At 64.8% G+C, this 16,144-nt stretch carries 11 protein-coding genes and 3 pseudogenes; 6 read left to right on the top strand and 8 right to left on the bottom strand.

Going from position 1 to position 16,144, the window contains the following annotated elements; all coding sequences use genetic code 11:
- Positions 1-35 precede the first annotated feature (35 nt).
- The gene (gene kynU / locus F6X42_RS31190; protein ID WP_187637880.1) at positions 36-1,286 is read left to right on the top strand and encodes a kynureninase; all 1,251 of its coding nucleotides are present in this window, start codon (positions 36-38) and stop codon (positions 1,284-1,286) included.
- A 10-nt stretch (positions 1,287-1,296) separates the two neighbouring features.
- Entirely contained in the window at positions 1,297-2,244 is a 948-nt protein-coding gene (gene kynA / locus F6X42_RS31185; RefSeq protein ID WP_187637879.1) for a tryptophan 2,3-dioxygenase, read from the top strand.
- Between the two features lie 16 nt (positions 2,245-2,260).
- Here kynA and F6X42_RS31180 read toward each other — a convergent pair whose 3' ends face one another.
- From F6X42_RS31180 to F6X42_RS31150, 7 genes and pseudogenes are all read right to left on the bottom strand, one after another.
- Complete coding sequence (locus tag F6X42_RS31180; protein WP_187637878.1) at positions 2,261-2,998, bottom strand: SDR family oxidoreductase; 738 nt, start codon at positions 2,996-2,998, stop codon at positions 2,261-2,263.
- Positions 2,995-4,539, bottom strand: coding sequence for an FGGY-family carbohydrate kinase (locus tag F6X42_RS31175; RefSeq protein WP_187637877.1), 1,545 nt, complete (start codon positions 4,537-4,539; stop codon positions 2,995-2,997). Before F6X42_RS31175 ends, F6X42_RS31180 begins: the two co-directional genes overlap by 4 nt.
- A gap of 31 nt (positions 4,540-4,570) precedes the next feature.
- Complete coding sequence (locus F6X42_RS31170; RefSeq protein WP_187637876.1) at positions 4,571-5,659, bottom strand: alcohol dehydrogenase catalytic domain-containing protein; 1,089 nt, start codon at positions 5,657-5,659, stop codon at positions 4,571-4,573.
- A 40-nt stretch (positions 5,660-5,699) separates the two neighbouring features.
- Positions 5,700-6,707 (bottom strand): ABC transporter permease, encoded by a 1,008-nt coding sequence (locus tag F6X42_RS31165; RefSeq protein ID WP_187637875.1) that lies wholly within the window; start codon positions 6,705-6,707, stop codon positions 5,700-5,702.
- Positions 6,694-8,409 carry a sugar ABC transporter ATP-binding protein gene (locus F6X42_RS31160; RefSeq protein WP_512699645.1) on the bottom strand — a complete coding sequence of 572 codons (1,716 nt, stop codon included), beginning with the start codon at positions 8,407-8,409 and terminating at the stop codon, positions 6,694-6,696. Before F6X42_RS31160 ends, F6X42_RS31165 begins: the two co-directional genes overlap by 14 nt.
- 14 nt (positions 8,410-8,423) lie before the next feature.
- Positions 8,424-9,059 (bottom strand): annotated as a pseudogene (locus F6X42_RS31155) (substrate-binding domain-containing protein); the annotation flags it as partial.
- Positions 9,060-9,340: 281 nt separating this feature from the next.
- Positions 9,341-10,318 (bottom strand): AraC family transcriptional regulator, encoded by a 978-nt coding sequence (locus tag F6X42_RS31150; RefSeq protein WP_187637872.1) that lies wholly within the window; start codon positions 10,316-10,318, stop codon positions 9,341-9,343.
- A gap of 377 nt (positions 10,319-10,695) precedes the next feature.
- Between F6X42_RS31150 and dalD the strand changes: the two genes are divergently transcribed.
- The 3 genes from dalD (at position 10,696) to F6X42_RS31135 (ending at position 14,703) form a co-directional block, all read left to right on the top strand.
- Entirely contained in the window at positions 10,696-12,117 is a 1,422-nt protein-coding gene (gene dalD / locus F6X42_RS31145) for a D-arabinitol 4-dehydrogenase (RefSeq protein WP_187637871.1), read from the top strand.
- 67 nt (positions 12,118-12,184) lie between these two features.
- Positions 12,185-13,666, top strand: coding sequence for a xylulokinase (gene xylB / locus F6X42_RS31140; protein ID WP_187637870.1), 1,482 nt, complete (start codon positions 12,185-12,187; stop codon positions 13,664-13,666).
- An 89-nt stretch (positions 13,667-13,755) separates the two neighbouring features.
- On the top strand, positions 13,756-14,703 hold the full coding sequence (locus F6X42_RS31135) for a sugar-binding transcriptional regulator (protein ID WP_187637869.1): 948 nt from the start codon (positions 13,756-13,758) through the stop codon (positions 14,701-14,703).
- Positions 14,704-14,899: 196 nt separating this feature from the next.
- On the opposite strand, the pseudogene F6X42_RS31130 reads toward F6X42_RS31135, so the two are convergent.
- Positions 14,900-15,329 (bottom strand): annotated as a pseudogene (locus F6X42_RS31130) (IS5/IS1182 family transposase); the annotation flags it as partial.
- 150 nt (positions 15,330-15,479) lie between these two features.
- On the opposite strand from F6X42_RS31130, the pseudogene F6X42_RS31125 reads away from it, so the two are divergent.
- A pseudogene (locus tag F6X42_RS31125) lies at positions 15,480-16,144 on the top strand (glycoside hydrolase family 19 protein); the annotation flags it as partial.

Raw genomic sequence — 16,144 nt, 5'->3', positions numbered from 1 at the left:
CTACCCACCCGACAACCCAATCGATCGAATCCACCATGAACCATCGTGACGAAGCCGTGGCACTCGACAGCGCCGACCCGCTCGCAGCGCTGCGCGACCAGTTCGCGCTGTCGCCGACGACCCTCTATCTCGACGGCAACTCGCTCGGCGTGCCGCCGGCCGCCGCCGCGCAGCGCGCGCAGACCGTGATCGCCGCCGAATGGGGCGAAGGGCTGATACGCAGCTGGAACACCGCGGGCTGGTTCGCGCTGCCGCGCCGACTCGGCAACAAGCTCGCGCCGTTGATCGGTGCGGCCGAGGACGAAGTCGTGATCACCGACACGATCTCGATCAACCTGTTCAAGCTGCTGTCGGCCGCGGTGCGGCTCGCCGATGCGCGCGATCCGAAGCGTCGCGTGATCGTGTCCGAGCGCTCGAACTTCCCGAGCGATCTGTATATCGCGCAGGGCCTGATCGAGCAGCTCGATCGCGGCTACGAGCTGCGCCTCGTCGACGATCCGTCCGGGCTGCCCGACGCGATCGGCGAGGACACCGCGATCGTGATGATCACGCACGTGAACTACCGCACCGGCTACATGCACGACATGGCCGCGCTGACGAAGCTGATCCACGACAAGGGCGCGCTCGCGCTGTGGGATCTCGCGCATTCTGCGGGCGCGGTGCCGGTGGATCTGAACGGTGTGAACGCCGACTACGCGGTCGGCTGCACATACAAGTATCTGAACGGCGGGCCGGGTTCGCCCGCGTTCGTGTGGGTGGCGAGGCGCCACCAGAACGAATTCACGCAACCGCTATCGGGCTGGTGGGGGCATCGCGCGCCGTTCGAGATGAACCCGACGTATCAGCCCGACAACGGCGTGGGCCGCTTCCTGTGCGGCACGCAGCCGCTGGTGTCGATGGCGCTCGTCGAATGTGGGCTCGACGTGTTCCTGCAAACGAACATGCAGGCGGTCCGCGAGAAGTCGCTCGCGCTGACCGATCTGTTCATCGAACTGGTCGAGACGCGTTGCAGCGAATTTCCACTGAAGCTCGTGACGCCGCGCGAGCATGCGCAGCGCGGCTCGCATGCGAGCTTCGAACATCCGCACGGCTACGAGGTGATGCAGGCGCTGATCGCGCACGGCGTGATCGGCGATTATCGCGAGCCGCACGTGCTGCGCTTCGGCTTCACGCCGCTTTACACGCGCTTCGTCGACGTGTGGGACGCCGTCGAAACGTTGCGCGACGTGCTCGCCCGCGACGCATGGCGGGCTCCCGAATTCGCCCAGCGCGGCGCCGTTACCTGAGGATTGCAGCATGAACGATCACATGCACACGCCGGGCTTGCCAGAAGAACCGCTCACACAAGGTTGCCCGTTCGGGCACGCACAGACGGCTTCGGCGCCGGCCGCGAGCGGCTCGACGGCTTGCCCGGGCACGACCGACAGCGGCTGGCACGACGCGCAGCTCGACTTCGCGGAGTCGATGAGCTACGGCGACTATCTGTCGCTCGGCACGGTGCTCGACGCGCAGCATCCGTTGTCGCCGGATCATAACGAGATGCTGTTCATCATCCAGCATCAGACCAGCGAACTGTGGATGAAGCTCGCGCTTTACGAGTTGCGCGCGGCGCTCGCGGCCGTGCATCGCGACGAGTTGCCGCCCGCGTTCAAGATGCTCGCGCGCGTGTCGCGAATCATGGAGCAGCTGGTGCAGGCATGGAGCGTACTCGCGACGATGACGCCATCCGAATACACGGCGATGCGGCCTTACCTCGGTAGCTCGTCGGGCTTCCAGTCGTACCAGTACCGGCAGATCGAATTCCTGCTCGGCAACAAGAACGAGCAGATGCTCAAGCCGCACGCGCATCGCGCCGACGTGTATGCGCAAGTGAAGGCATCGCTCGAAGCGCCGTCGTTCTACGACGAAGTCGTGCGGCTGCTCGCGCGGCGCGGCTTCGCGATTTCGCCCGCGCGGCTCGAGCGCGACTGGACCAAGCCGACTGAACACGATGCATCGGTCGAAGCGGCGTGGCTCGACGTGTATCGCAATCCGTCCGAGCACTGGGAGCTGTATGAGATGGCCGAAGAACTCGTCGATCTCGAGGATGCGTTCCGCCAATGGCGATTCCGCCATGTGACGACCGTCGAGCGCATCATCGGCTTCAAACAGGGCACCGGCGGCACCAGCGGCGCGCCGTATCTGCGCAAGATGCTCGACGTCGTGTTGTTCCCCGAGCTGTGGCACGTGCGCACCATGCTCTGATTTTTCATTTCGCCCGTCAACGCGCGGTGTAGCCGCCATCGATTGGCAGACACACGCCGCTGATCATCGACGCCGCGTCGCTCAACAGAAACAGAATCGGCGCGGCGACTTCGGCGGATTCGGCGAAGCGCCTGAGCGGAATCGCCTGTAACGCGGGATCGCGCTTGACGGGATCGCTCCAGGCCAGCACCGCCATCGGCGTCAGCGTGACCGTCGGGTTCACGCTGTTCACGCGAATCCCGTGCGGCCCCAACTCGATGCACAACGCGCGCGTGAGCGCATCGAGCGCGGCCTTCGACGCCGAGTAGCTCAGATGATCGTCGAGCGCGACGAGTGCAGCCTGGCTCGACACGTTGACGATGCTACCCGTGCGCCCCGCGTCGAGCATGCCACGCGCGACGTGCTTCGCGACCAGCACCGCGCCGCGCGCATTCACCGCCATCACGCGATCGAAGCTCGCGGCCGTCGTATCCAGCGCGCGTTCGAGCAACGCGGTGCCCGCGCAATTCACGAGACCGTCGAACGGTTCGAGCGATGCCAATGCTGCGTCGATCGCGGCTTCGTCGGCGACGTCGAGCCTCAACGGCTCGCAGCCGGTTTGCTCGGCGAGCCGCGCAAGCTCGTTGCCGTTGCGCGCGGCCGCGACGACCGACGCGCCGCTCGCGCGCAGCGCCTCGACCGTCGCGCGGCCGATGCCGCTGGAGGCGCCCGTCACCAGGATCGAGCGGCCGGAGAAATCGAAAGTGGCGTTCATGATGATTGCAAGCGATGCATGACCGGCTTCAGCGCCGGATAGAGATCCACGTACACGCCGAAGCGCTGCTCGTACAACCCCATGCGCCGTGCGTCGGGCTGAGCGCGCTCGATCAGCGTGATCCAACCGCGTTGCGCCGCTTCGGGCGACACGAGGCCGACACCGAGCGCGGCGAGCAACGCCGCGCCCATTGCGGCTTCGACGTCCTGCTCGATCGTGTAGACCGGATAGCCGGTGACGTCGGCGACGATCTGCATCCACAGGTCCGAATGCGCGGCGCCGCCAACCACGATCAGCTTGTCGTCGAGCGATTGCGCGCCTTTGCGCCCCGCCTCGATGTTGTGCTTCAGCGCGAACGACACGCCTTCGAGCACCGCGCGATACAGATGCGCGCGCGTATGAAAGAGCGACAGTCCGACGAACGCGCCACTCGCTTTCGCATCCCACACCGGACTGCGCTCGCCCATCAGATACGGCAGGAACAGCACGCCGTCGGCGCCGGCCGGCACCTGCGCGGCCGCTTCTTCGAGCAGCCGATGCGGATCGCCATGCGGCGTCGCGCGCGCGGCCTCGATCTCCGCGTGACAGAACTGCTCGCGATACCAGCTGACCGACGCGCCCGCGGTAATCGCGCCGCCGAATACGTAAATGTCGTGCCGCCCGTTGAAAACGTGCGGCATGCTGATCAAACCGTGCCGTGCGTCGACACGCTGATTGATGTAGCCCCAGCACATGCTGGTGCCGATCATCGCAACATGCTGCCCGGCGCGCGTGACGCCGGCCGCGAATGTCGCCACCGCCGCATCGACGCCGCCCGCGACGATCGCGGTGCCCGCTGCCAGTCCGAGCTGCGCGGTCCATTGCGACAACAGCCCACCCACCACCTCGGACGATTCGACCAGCCGCTCCGGCATCATCGTCGCTGGAATGCCCAGCATGTCGAGCGCTTCGTCCGACCAGTCGCGCCGCGCGATATCGTAGACGCCGCCGATATTGCCGGCCGAACTATGATCGACGGCGACCTCCCCGGTCAGCATGTAGATCACGTACGCGTTCGGCGGCAAAAAATAGCGCGTATGCGCCCACACGTCCGGCTGGTTCTCGCGCAGCCACAGCATCTTGGTGTAACCGTAGTAGCTGTCCACTCCGTTGCCGGTGATCGTATGGAGCCGCTCGACGTCGAGGTTCTCGCGCACCCAGTCGACCTGCGCGGTCGCGCGCCGGTCCATCCAGATCAGGCACGGCGCGAGCGGCCGCATGTCGTTGTCGACCGGAATGCCCGAGCCGCCGTACAGACTGCTCACGCACAGCGCCTTGATCGCGCGCGGCGCGATGCCGGCCGCCTTCGCCTCGCTGACGCACGCGGCCACGCATTCGACCACGGCCTTCAGCCACACCGCGGGCCACTGCTCGGCCCACAACGGCTTCGGCGTATCGGGCTGATACGCCGACGCATGCTGCGCGACGATCGCGCCGTGCTCGTCGACCAGCAGCGCCTTCGTGCTTTGCGTGCCGATATCGACGCCGATGACGTAGTTCATAGGGTCTCCGTTGAAAAGCCACGCCCGCGATTCACGCGCGCGGCTTCATCAGCACCTTGATCGAATCGAGCGAATTCGCGATCCCGATCGCTTCATCCCATTCTTCCAACGAAAAGCCGTGTGTGACGATGCCCTTCGACGTGACGAGTCCGCGCGCAAGCAGATCGATTGCGATCGGATAGCAATAGGGCCCAAGATGCGCGCCGCGCACGTCGAGTTCCTTGCGATCGCCGATCACTGACCAGTCGAGCGTCGTATCCGCGCCGAACACGGAGAATTCGACGAAGCGCCCGAGCTTGCGGATCAGGTCCATCCCCTGATTCACGCCGATCGGCGCGCCCGTCGTTTCAATATAGACGTCGCAGCCGTAGCCGTCCGTCAGTGAATGGATGATCGCGAGCGCGTCCTGTTGCTTCGGATTGATCGTCACGTCGGCGCCGTATTCGCGCGCGAGTGCGAGCCGTTCTTCGACGAGATCGATCACGACGAGCTTCTTCGGCGTCTTCAGATGCGCGACCTGCGTCATCATCAGACCCAGCGGCCCCGCGCCCGCGATCACGACGACGTCGTCGAGTTGCAGATCGCCGCGATTGACGGTGTGAATCGCGCACGCGAGCGGTTCGATGATCGCGGCGTCTTCGAGCGAGATGCCGTCTGGAATCTTGTGGACGATCGCGGTCGGCGGAATGCGCATGTACTCGGCCATGCCGCCGTCCGCGACTTCGCGTTGAAAGCCGAAGATGTTGTGCACTTCGCACATCCAGTACTGGCCGGATTTGCAGTAGCGGCACTTGCCGCACGGCACGATCTGCTCGGCGATCACGCGATCGCCCTTCTGCACGCCGAAATGCCCGGCCGCGCCTTCGCCCAGTTCCTCGACATAGCCGAAGAACTCGTGACCCGGAATCACCGGTGCCTTGACCCACGGGCTGGGGCCGCCCCAGAACATCTTCGCGCCCGAATGGCATTTGCAGTCGCTCGCGCAGATACCGCACGCGGCGATGCGAATCACGAGTTCATGCGCGCGGGCGCGCGGCTTCTGTACCTGTTCGACGCGATAGTCTTTCGGTGCATGACAGACGATGGCGGTCATGTTCTGCTGGTCGAATTGAGTCGTCATTGCATGGTCCTGCGATAAGAGGGAGGTGAGGAAGGGAGCGTTACTTTCTGCGGTCGCGGCTGATGTAGATCGCGAGCAGAATGATTCCGCCCTTGATCACGTTCTGCACGTACGGATTCACACCGACCATGTTCAGGCCGTTATTCAGGACCCCGAGTAACAGCGCACCGATCAGCGTGCCGATGATCGAGCCGCGTCCACCGGAGATCGACGTGCCGCCCATCACGACGGCGGCGATCGCGTCGAGTTCGAAGCCGACGCCGGCGTTCGGCTGGCCGCTCATCAGACGCGCGGTCAGCACGATCGCGGCGAACGCGGACGTCACACCGGCGATCGTGTAGACGATCAGCTTCACGCGCGCCACCCGCACGCCGGACAGACGCGTCGCCTGTTCGTTGCCGCCGATCGCATACACGTAGCGGCCAAACGGCATGCGTTCGAGCAGTACCCATGCGATCACATAGATCACCGCCATGATCACGACCGGCGCCTGGATGCCGAGAATCTTGCCGCTGCCGAAGAAGCTGACCCAGTCGGGCAGACCGTCGATCGGATAGCCGCCCGTGTAGATCAGCGCAAGACCGCGCGCGATACCCATGGTCGCGAGCGTGACGATGATCGGCGGCATGCCGGCGAACGCGACGAAAAAGCCGTTGGCCGCGCCGAAGCCGAGACCGACCGCGATGCCGACCGCAAGCGCCGCCACCGCATTCATGCCGGCGACCATCAGCCCGGCCGACAGCGTGCCCGCGAGCGCCATCACCGAGCCGACCGACAGATCGATGCCGCCCGTCAGGATCACACAGGTCATGCCAACCGCGATGATCGCGTTGATCGACACCTGGCGCAGCACGTTCTCGATGTTCGCGCCCGACAGAAAGCTGTCGCTCGCGAACACCATCACGATGCAGACGACCAGCAGGCCGATGAACGGATAGAACAGCGTCGAGCGCTTTAGCGCGGCCCACGTGAAGCGCACCGGCGCGCCCGGCGTGTCGCTGTTGACACTCGATGTTTTCGGCGAAGAGGAAGGATTAGGCATGTTCATGAGAGGCTCCAGCCGAACCGGCGGTCGCATAGGTCATCACGGCATTCGATTCGATCGCGTCGCCTTCGAGCAGCGCTTCGATGCGGCCCTGCCGGAACACGGCGACGCGCTCGCACATGCCGACGATCTCCGGCAACTCGGACGAGATCATGATGATCGAGTAGCCGCGCGCGGTCAGTTCGCGCATCAGCAGATAGATTTCCGCCTTCGCGCCGACGTCGATGCCGCGCGTCGGTTCGTCGAAGATCAGGATGTTCGTGTGGTGATTGAGCCAGCGCGCGATCACGACCTTCTGCTGATTGCCGCCCGACAGCGTCGCGACTTCGGTGTGCATCGTGGGCGCCTTCACGCCGACGCGCTTCATGATGTCCGCGGTCGCGCGCGCTTCGCTGCGCTGGTCGATAAAGAAACGCAGCGACTGGTACTTGCCGAGGTTGTTGATCGAAATGTTCTGCTTGATCGAGAACTCGGTAATGAGCCCTTCCGTCTTGCGGCTTTCGGGCAGAATGCCGACGCCCGCGCGCAGCGCATCGGCGGGATCGGCGAGCTTCGCGGCCGCGCCGTTCACGCGAATGTCCTTCACGTATGCGCGCTCCGCGCCAATCACCGCGAGCGCGGTCTCGGTGCGCCCCGAACCGACGAGTCCCGCGAAGCCCAGAATCTCGCCTTCGCGCAGCGTGAAGCTCAACTCGGGGCTGTCCTTGAACAGCTGCAAGCGCACGACGTCGAGCACGACCTTCGCGTCGGCGCGCGGCGTCGGCTTCGGCGGAAAGCTGCTTTCGATCCGGCGTCCCACCATCATCTGCACGAGCCGGCCCACGTCGGATTGCGCGACCTCGGTCGTGCCGACGTACTGGCCGTCGCGCAGCACCGTGATGCGGTCGCACACCTCGAAAATCTCTTCGAGGTGGTGCGAGATAAAGATCATCGCGACGCCCTGCTGCTTCAGCTCGCGCATGATCGTGAACAGGTGCGCGGCTTCGGCGGGCGTCAGCGTCGCGGTCGGCTCGTCGAGAATCAGCACGCGCGCATCGAGCGACAAGGCCTTGCCAATTTCGACGAACTGCTGCTGCGCGACCGATAGTTGCCTGATCGGCACCGCCAGATCGATCGCGACAACAAGCCGCTGAAAAATCGCGGCCGCTGCGCGCCGCATCCTGCCGCGTTCGAGCAGGCCGAAGCCGTTCTTCATTTCGCGGCCGAGAAACATGTTCTCCACCGCGTTCAGATACGGAATCAGGCTGAACTCCTGAAACACGATACCGACGCCCGCGGCTACCGCGTCGTGATAGTTCGCGAAGTGGCGTTGCTCGCCGTCGAGCGTGATCGTGCCTGCGTCCGGCTGATAGATGCCGCACAGAATTTTCATCAGCGTCGACTTGCCCGCGCCGTTCTCGCCGAGCAGCGCGTGAATCTCGCCGCGCGCGATCTCGAGGTGAATGCCCTGCAACGCCTTCACACCGGGAAAGCTCTTGCTGATGTTGTCGAGCTTCAGAATCGTGTCCATCGCGTGTTCCCCTACCGCGCGCCGCCGCGCATGAGTCCCATAGGCGGCGGCCTGCGCTTGCGTTACCAGCTGAAACCCTTCGCGTTGCTCTTGTCGATCATCTTCACGTCGACCGGAATCGCTTTGGGCACATTGGCGCCCCACTTCTTCGCGAGCGCGATGCCAAGCGCGATGCGGACCTGGTCGGCCGGGAATTGCGCGGACGTCTCGACGAATTTCGAATTCGGCTTCTGGATCGCGACGATCGCTTCAGGTGCGCCGTCGACGCTCGTCAGCTTGATGTCCTTACCCGACGATTCGATCGCCGACAGCGCGCCCATCGAGCCACCGTCGTTCACGCTGAACACGCCCTTCAGGTTCGGGTGCGCCTGAATCATGTTCTCGGTGACGGACAACGCGGTCGCGCGTTCCTGCTTGCCATTCTGCGTATCGACGAGCTTCACGCCCGGCGCTTTCGCGAGCGCCGCCTTGCAGCCGCGCACGCGTTCGAGAATCGGCACGACCGGAATGCCGTCGAGAATCGCCACTTCGCCGCTGCCGCCGATCGACTTCGCGAGGTAGTCGCAAGCCATCACGCCCGCGTCGTAGTTCTTCGAGCCGACGAACGAATCGACCGGACCGTTCGCGTTCGCATCGACCGCGACCACGACCACGCCCGACTTCTTCGCCGACGTGACCGCCGACTGGATACCGGTCGAGTCGGTCGGATTGACGAGCAGGATATCGATCTTCTTTTGCAGCATGTCTTCGACGTCGCTGACCTGCTTGCTGACGTCGTGATGCGCGTCGGTCACGACGACGGTCGCGCCGGTCGATGCGGCCGCGTCGTTCAGCGCTTTCTGCATCGTCACGAAGTACGGGTTGTTCAGTTCCTGGAACGTCATGCCGATCTTCAGCGGCGCGGCCTGCACGGTCTGCGCGGCCGATACGGCCACGAGCGACAAACCGAATGCGAGCGTGGCGACGCGGCGCGCCAACTTCATTGAAGGATTGAGCGGAAAAGCAGACGGCTTCATGGTTGTCTCCATTTTTTGAAATGAGCACGCCCGTCGCGCTGCGGGCGCGCAGCGCGATCGATGCGTGTTGAAACGCGAGTGGACCGAAACAGCGGACTACCTGGCAGGCACTACGTGACCGGATACGCGACGCCGCTACGTGGCAAGCCCGGCGCGAGCACGATCGCCGGCGCGTTGTCGATGCCCCTGCCATACGCGGCCGCCTGCTCGGAAGCGTCGCGGCTCGCATCGTTCAGTTGCTGATAACGGCGAAACGTCGACGGCGCCATGCCCTTCATCGCGAGAAACTGCCGGTTGAAATTCGACAGGTTGTTGAAGCCCGCCTTGAAGCAGATGTCGGTGACGCTCAGTTCGCCATCGGTCAACAACTGGCACGCGAGATTGATGCGCATACGGTTCACGTACTGCACGAACGGCAGTCCGGTATGGCGGCGGAAATAACGCGAAAACGCGCTGACACTCTGGCCGGCGAGTTGTGCAAGCTCCGACTCGCGCAACTCGTTCGCGAGGTTCTTGCCGATATACGCGAGCACGTGATTGATGCGGGTCGCCGCGAAGCTGGTCGGGTCGGCCTGATAGGCGGGACTCGCGAGCGTGTCGCGATCCGGCGCGTTGATCAGGATCTCGAGCATCGACATGAACAACACGAGGCGGCGCAGCCCCCGCGCCGCGAGCAGTTCGAGAAAGAGCGGCTTGATCTGCGCCGACGTCCGCAGACTGAACGACAGTCCGCGGCGCGCGTCGGCGAGCAGGGCCTCGACCTGACGCCACTCCGGAAAACTCTCGAGACAGTTCGATACGAACGCCTGGCCGAACTGCACGACCAGATTGCGCTGCGCGACGCTCTCGCCTTCCGGTACGTCGCTGACCCAGTTGTGCGGCAGGTTCGGCCCCATCAGCACGAGATTGCCGGGCACGAAGCTGCCGATGTGATCGCCGACGAACATCTTGCCCGTCGTCGCGACGATCAGATGGATCTCGTACTCCGGATGAAAATGCCAGCGCACCGTGCGATACGGATAGCCATGCGACCACACTTTGAACGATTCATCGTGGCGTACGGCCACGATTTCGAGATCAGGTTGCACTGTCTGTCTCCATGAAGCGGCGCGCGGTAGGCGCCGCCGATCTTGATCTTGTAAAGCGAAAAGTAACCGCCAAACGCGTTGGCGACCACTTTAAAAGAAACCGCGGACCGATACTTTTTTGTATTCGGGTTACTCCGGACACGCACGAGGTCAATTTTTGATGCAACGCAATATGCGTGGCGCGGCGGGTTTGCCGACCTCCGGCGCTCGTCGCGGCGGCTGGCGCACCCAGGATGCCGCGTTGCGCCACGAAAACCCACGCCGTCGCCTTGACTTTCGTTTCTCCGGGTACGATCATTCGCTCACATACAGAGCAAATGCTCTGCACGCACAAAACGCGCGCCGCGAGCGCCGCGAACGAGTTTCTGGAGACAAACATGAACAGCGGACAAGGCAGCGGCGCGGCCGCACACGTGATCCTGCACATTGGCGCGGGGTCGTTTCATCGCGCGCACCAGGCGTGGTATCTGCACCGGCTGAACGAAGCGAGCGCGGCCAGCGAGCCGCGCTGGTCGCTAAGCGTCGGCAATATTCGCGGCGACATGAACCCGGTGCTCGAAGCGCTCGCCGCGCAGGGCGGCGTCTACACACTCGAAACGGTCACGCCGCAAGGCGAGCGCGCCTACGAGACGATCCGCTCGATCGAGCGCGTGCTGCCGTGGAGCGAAAGTCTCGACGGACTGATCGAAGCGGGCGCCGATCCGGCCTGCAAGATCATCGCGTTCACCGTGACCGAAGGCGGCTATTACCTCGACGAGAACGACCGGCTCGACACCGCGAATGCCGATCTCGCCGCCGACCTCGCCGGCGGCCACACGACGATCTACGGCGCGCTAGCGGCGATTCTCGACGCGCGCGTGAAGCGCGGCGCGGGGCCCGTCACGCTGCAGACCTGCGACAACCTGCGCAGCAACGGCGAGCGCTTTCATGCGGGCATGAGCGAGTTTCTCGAACGACGCGGCGCGAACGATCTCGCGCAATGGTTCGACGATCACACCTCGTGCCCGTCCTCGATGGTCGATCGCATCACGCCGCGTCCGACGCCCGACGTGCGCGAACGCGTGAAGGCCGCGACCGGCGTCGACGACGCGTGTCCCGTGATGGGCGAGGCGTTCATCCAGTGGGTGATCGAGGACCGCTTCATCGCCGGACGCCCGGCCTGGGAGAACGTCGGCGCGGAACTCGTCGATTCCGTGCAGCCGTACGAGGAAGCGAAGATCCGCATCCTCAACGCAACGCATAGCTGCATCGCGTGGGCGGGCACGCTGGTCGGCCTGAACTACATCCACGAAGGCACGCTCGACGCCGACATTCGCCAGTTCGCGTACGACTACGTGACCGAGGACGTGATCCCGTGCCTCGCACCGAGCCCGCTCGATCTCGAACGCTATCGCGACGTCGTGCTCGAGCGCTTCAGCAACCCGCATATCCTCGACACCAACCAGCGCGTCGCCGCCGATGGCTTCTCGAAGCTGCCCGGCTTCATCGCACCGACGCTCGCCGAATGCTTCGAGCGCGGCGTCACGCCGGCCGCGACCGCGATGCTGCCCGCGTTGTTCTTCCGTTTTCTCGAACGCTGGCACACGGGCAAGCTGCCGTACGCGTATCAGGACGGCGTGATGGACGAGCGCATCGCGCACGCCTTTTTCACGGCGCCCGATCCGCTGCGCGCGTTCGCGGCCGACCGGCTGTTGTGGGGCGGCATGGCACAGACGCCCGAGCTCGAAGCAGCGCTCGCGGGCGCCGTCGCGCGGGTCGACGCATGGCTCGCGAAACGCGGTGCGACGAGCCAGGCTTAATGCGCATGACAGCGCGTGCGATGAACCGCTAAAGTAGCGCATCCCCAACGACGAAGGTTTCGCTCCCATGTACCTAGGCATCGACCTCGGCACGTCCGAAGTGAAAGTTCTGCTGCTCGCCTCCGACGGCCGCGTGATTGGCACCGCAGGCTCGCAGTTCACCGTTTCCCGTCCGCACCAACGCTGGGCCGAGCAGAACCCCGAAGACTGGTGGGTGGGCACGCGCACGGCGCTCGCCGCGTTGCGCGCGCATCATCCCGACGAGTTCGCGCAGATTCGCGGCATCGGCCTGTCGGGGCAGATGCACGGCGCGGTGCTGCTCGATGCGCAGAACCGCGTGCTGCGGCCGGCGATCCTGTGGAACGACATGCGCAGCGACAAGGAATGCGCGGAGCTGACCGGGCGCGCACCCGATCTGCACAGCGTCGCCGGCAATCTGGCGATGCCCGGTTTCACCGCGCCGAAGCTGCTGTGGGTCGCCCGTCACGAGCCGGAGATTTTCGCCAGGACTGCCTGCGTGCTGCTACCGAAGGACTATCTGCGTCTGCAGCTGACAGGCGGCAAGGTGTCCGATCCATCGGATGCGGCCGGCACGCTGTGGCTCGACGTCGCGAAGCGCGATTGGTCCGACTCGCTGCTGGCCGCCTGCAACATGACGCGCGCGCAGATGCCGGCGCTGCGCGAGGGCAGCGCGCCGGCCGGCACGTTGTTGCCGGAACTCGCGCGCGAATTCGGCCTGCGCAACGACGTGATCGTCGCGGCCGGCGGCGGCGACAACGCGACGAGCGCGATCGGCATCGGCGCGACGCAACCGGGCGACGGCTTCGTGTCGTTGGGTACGTCGGGCGTGCTGTGCGTGGTCGGCGACAGTTTCCGGCCGAACCCGGCCTCCGCCGTGCACGCGTTCTGTCATGCGATCCCGGACCGCTGGCATCAGATGAGCGTGGTGCTGTCGGCGGCGAGCTGTTTGCGCTGGGTCTGCAAGCTGACGTCGACCGACGAGCCGACACTGCTCGCCGAAATCGAGGCGCTGCCCGCCGACGCGTTGACCACCGCGCCGCTCTTTTTGCCGTATCTGTCGGGCGAGCGCACGCCGCACAATGACCCGTACGCGCAAGGCGTGTTCTTCGGCATGACTCACGCAACCGACCGCGCGCTGCTCGGCTACGCGGTGCTCGAAGGCGTGACGCTCGCGCTGACCGACGGCCTCGACGCGCTGCGCGCGGCCGGCACCGAGGCGAAGGTGCTGTCGCTGCTCGGCGGCGGCGCGCGCAGCGATTACTGGGCCCAGTTGCTCGCCGATGCGCTCGACACCGTCACCGTCAAGCACGGCGGCGGCGAAACCGGCGCGGCGCTCGGCGCGGCGCGTCTCGGCTGGCTCGCCGCCGGTGGCGATCCGGCCACCGTGCTGACCAAGCCGCCCGTCGAAAAGGAGTTCACGCCGAATCCGCGCCGCCACGCGCAATTGCGCACGCGGCTCGAAGCGTATCGCGCGCTGTATCGCCACGTACGGCCGCTGTTCGATGCCGCGCGCGCACCCCTCGCCTGACAGCGTTAACCGCTGCCGGTCGGCGCGCTGATGCGCGACCGGCGGCTATCATCGGCACAGTTCAAGCAAAACCCGAGCGAAACATCATCGTGCCCAGATCCACAGAAAAACTCGATCTCGCTACGCGCGCCGCGTGGCTTTATTACGTCGCGGGCAATACCCAGAACGAAATCGCCGAGAAGCTGCAGGTGTCGCGACCGGTCGCGCAGCGGCTGGTCGCGTTCGCGGTCGAAAAGAACCTGATCCGCGTGCGCGTCGATCACAAGCTCGCTGATTGCCTGTCGCTCGCCGATCAGTTGTCGAAGCGCTATGGCCTCAGCCTGTGCGAGATCGTGCCGATCGACGGCGATACCCCCGAGGAAGTCGACCGCAAGCTCGCGGTGGCCGGCGCGCAGGTGATGGAACGCTATCTGAGCGAGGAAAAGCCGATGGTCGTCGCGGTCAGCAGCGGCCGCACGCTGAAGGCCGCGGTCGATCAGATCGCGCAGCTAGACCGTCCGCAGCATCGGCTGGTATCGATGGTCGGCGCGATCGCGCAGGACGGCTCCTCGAACCGCTATGACGTCGCGCTGCATATTTCGGAAAAGACCGGCGGCAAATATTTTCTGCTGCCCGCGCCGCTGCTCGCCGACAGCGAGGCCGAGCGCGCGCAGTGGTGCAATCACCGTCTCTATCGGATCGTCGAATCTCTGTCGGCGCAGGCCGATGTCGCGTTCGTCGGCATCGGCAACATTGGGATGACCTGTCCGTTGCACGAGGACGGCTTCATCACGGAAGGCGAGGTGAACGAGCTGATGCACAACGGCGCGGTCGCCGAAATGCTCGGCCTGCCGATCGATGCGGCCGGCGCGCACGTCGAATCGCCGACTGGCCGCCGCGTGACGAGCATCGCGCTCGACACGCCGCCGCGCCGGCCGACCATCGGCTTCGCGGGCGGGCTGCGCAAGCGCGAGGCGCTGATCGCGGTGCTCAAGGGGGGGTGGTTGTCGGGGCTCGTGACCGATGAGTTGTGTGCGCGGGCGGCGTTGGAGGCGTGAGCTGCGGTTGCGTGCCGGTCGCGCTCTATCGTGTCAACCTGCCGAAAGCGCCTCTAACGCTTGAAAGTCTGTAGTGCGCGTCCATTACACGCATGACTCTTTCAACGCAAGGCATAAAAAGGTGGCCGCCTGTTTTAATCTGTCCGGCGCGATTACCTAGTCGGTTCTGAATAATTCGCTTTGGTCGGCCCTTGCCTCACGGTTGAAATGCCACAGCGATTGGGCGGTTGAGCAAAGCGATCAGAACAATGGCGCAGAAGAGCCTCAGCTTCGTAAGAATCATCCGCACGTTATGGCCGGCGCCGCACGCACACTGCGTGCCTCGCGTCGCCGAGCGCACCTTTGAGCCAGTTCCGATCGAGCTTGCCGTCCGCCTTCATGTGACCGATGGCCGGCTCGATCTCGCTTCACCTTCGGATCATCGCGCGCAGACCCCGTGCTTCCACGTCGCAGTCCCGGGTGATAAAGCTTCACGCCATTGACGGCGACGCCCTTGTAGCTGCGATCAACAACGGCCACTTCCGGCTTCACGTCGTTCGGATCGCCGCCTGCTCCAGCGCCTCGGCCAGTGCATGGCCATCGTACGGATTGCCGGGTATCGAGTGCGCCCCCGTCACGAGCCCTTGTGCATCGTCGTAATCGACACGGGCCACCGGCAGCGCGGCAGATTGTCATTTGACAATTGTTTGCATAAATTCAGAGCGTGCCGCATTGATGCTGGCTCTCGATCCGTCATAAGGTGGTGCGACCTCATCTACACGGAGTGCACCCAATCCATGACGAGCAAGTCGGTACCGCATCACCCGCAAACGCCACCACCGGCCAGCCTCAGGCAACTGGCATTTGCCTTTCCCTTTCTGCGCAAGGCGCAAGGCAATGCCCGAACGTCAGTCCGATTCACCGATGAGCACGAGATTTACCGGCTGCTCGCCTTGAACGAGCCGTCCGGTTCGTACCTCGTCAGCCGCAAGGGCATGTGGCACGGTGGGATTCACATCACGGAGGCCGGCGCGGGGCAGGCGCTCGATCTCGACGCGGGACTACGCTGCATCGCAAATGGCGTGCTGGTCGCCTATCGCGCCGACAGCGACTGTCCGATCAGCGAAGTGAGCGTGGACGGCAGCAACGTGCCGCTTCGGGCTCCCTACAGTACGGGCTTTGCTCTCGTGCGGCATGAGATGGAGTTTCCGCGCGGCACGAAGCTGACGTTCTACACCCTGTACATGCATCTGATGTCCAACGCCGACTACGATGGCAACTTCCCGAAGCGGCAGAAACCGGCGTACTGGTCGCGGCGGTGGCGGGTGACGCAGTACGCGCAGGACAAGCCTCTGCGGGGTCGTGCTGGTCAGCTCGCGGACCCGTCGCAGGTCGGTTTGCATGTACGCAAGACGCCTAACGGCTCCGTTCTTGGCATCCTGCCGCAGGGTGCGAGCGTCAG

The organism is Paraburkholderia podalyriae (genome assembly GCF_014397785.1).
Lineage (GTDB): Bacteria > Pseudomonadota > Gammaproteobacteria > Burkholderiales > Burkholderiaceae > Paraburkholderia > Paraburkholderia podalyriae.
The sequence above is the reverse complement of the archived record's forward strand: the minus strand, read 5'-3'. Positions and strand labels throughout refer to the sequence as shown.

Excerpts from the sequence above, each read along its gene's own strand:
- kynU (WP_187637880.1), top strand. The coding sequence starts at position 36 with ATGAACCATCGTGACGAAGCCGTGGCACTCGACAGCGCCGACCCGCTC.
- kynA (WP_187637879.1), top strand. The coding sequence starts at position 1,297 with ATGAACGATCACATGCACACGCCGGGCTTGCCAGAAGAACCGCTCACA.
- F6X42_RS31180 (WP_187637878.1), bottom strand. The coding sequence starts at position 2,998 with ATGAACGCCACTTTCGATTTCTCCGGCCGCTCGATCCTGGTGACGGGC.
- F6X42_RS31175 (WP_187637877.1), bottom strand. The coding sequence starts at position 4,539 with ATGAACTACGTCATCGGCGTCGATATCGGCACGCAAAGCACGAAGGCG.
- F6X42_RS31170 (WP_187637876.1), bottom strand. The coding sequence starts at position 5,659 with ATGACGACTCAATTCGACCAGCAGAACATGACCGCCATCGTCTGTCAT.
- F6X42_RS31165 (WP_187637875.1), bottom strand. The coding sequence starts at position 6,707 with ATGAACATGCCTAATCCTTCCTCTTCGCCGAAAACATCGAGTGTCAAC.
- dalD (WP_187637871.1), top strand. The coding sequence starts at position 10,696 with ATGAACAGCGGACAAGGCAGCGGCGCGGCCGCACACGTGATCCTGCAC.
- xylB (WP_187637870.1), top strand. The coding sequence starts at position 12,185 with ATGTACCTAGGCATCGACCTCGGCACGTCCGAAGTGAAAGTTCTGCTG.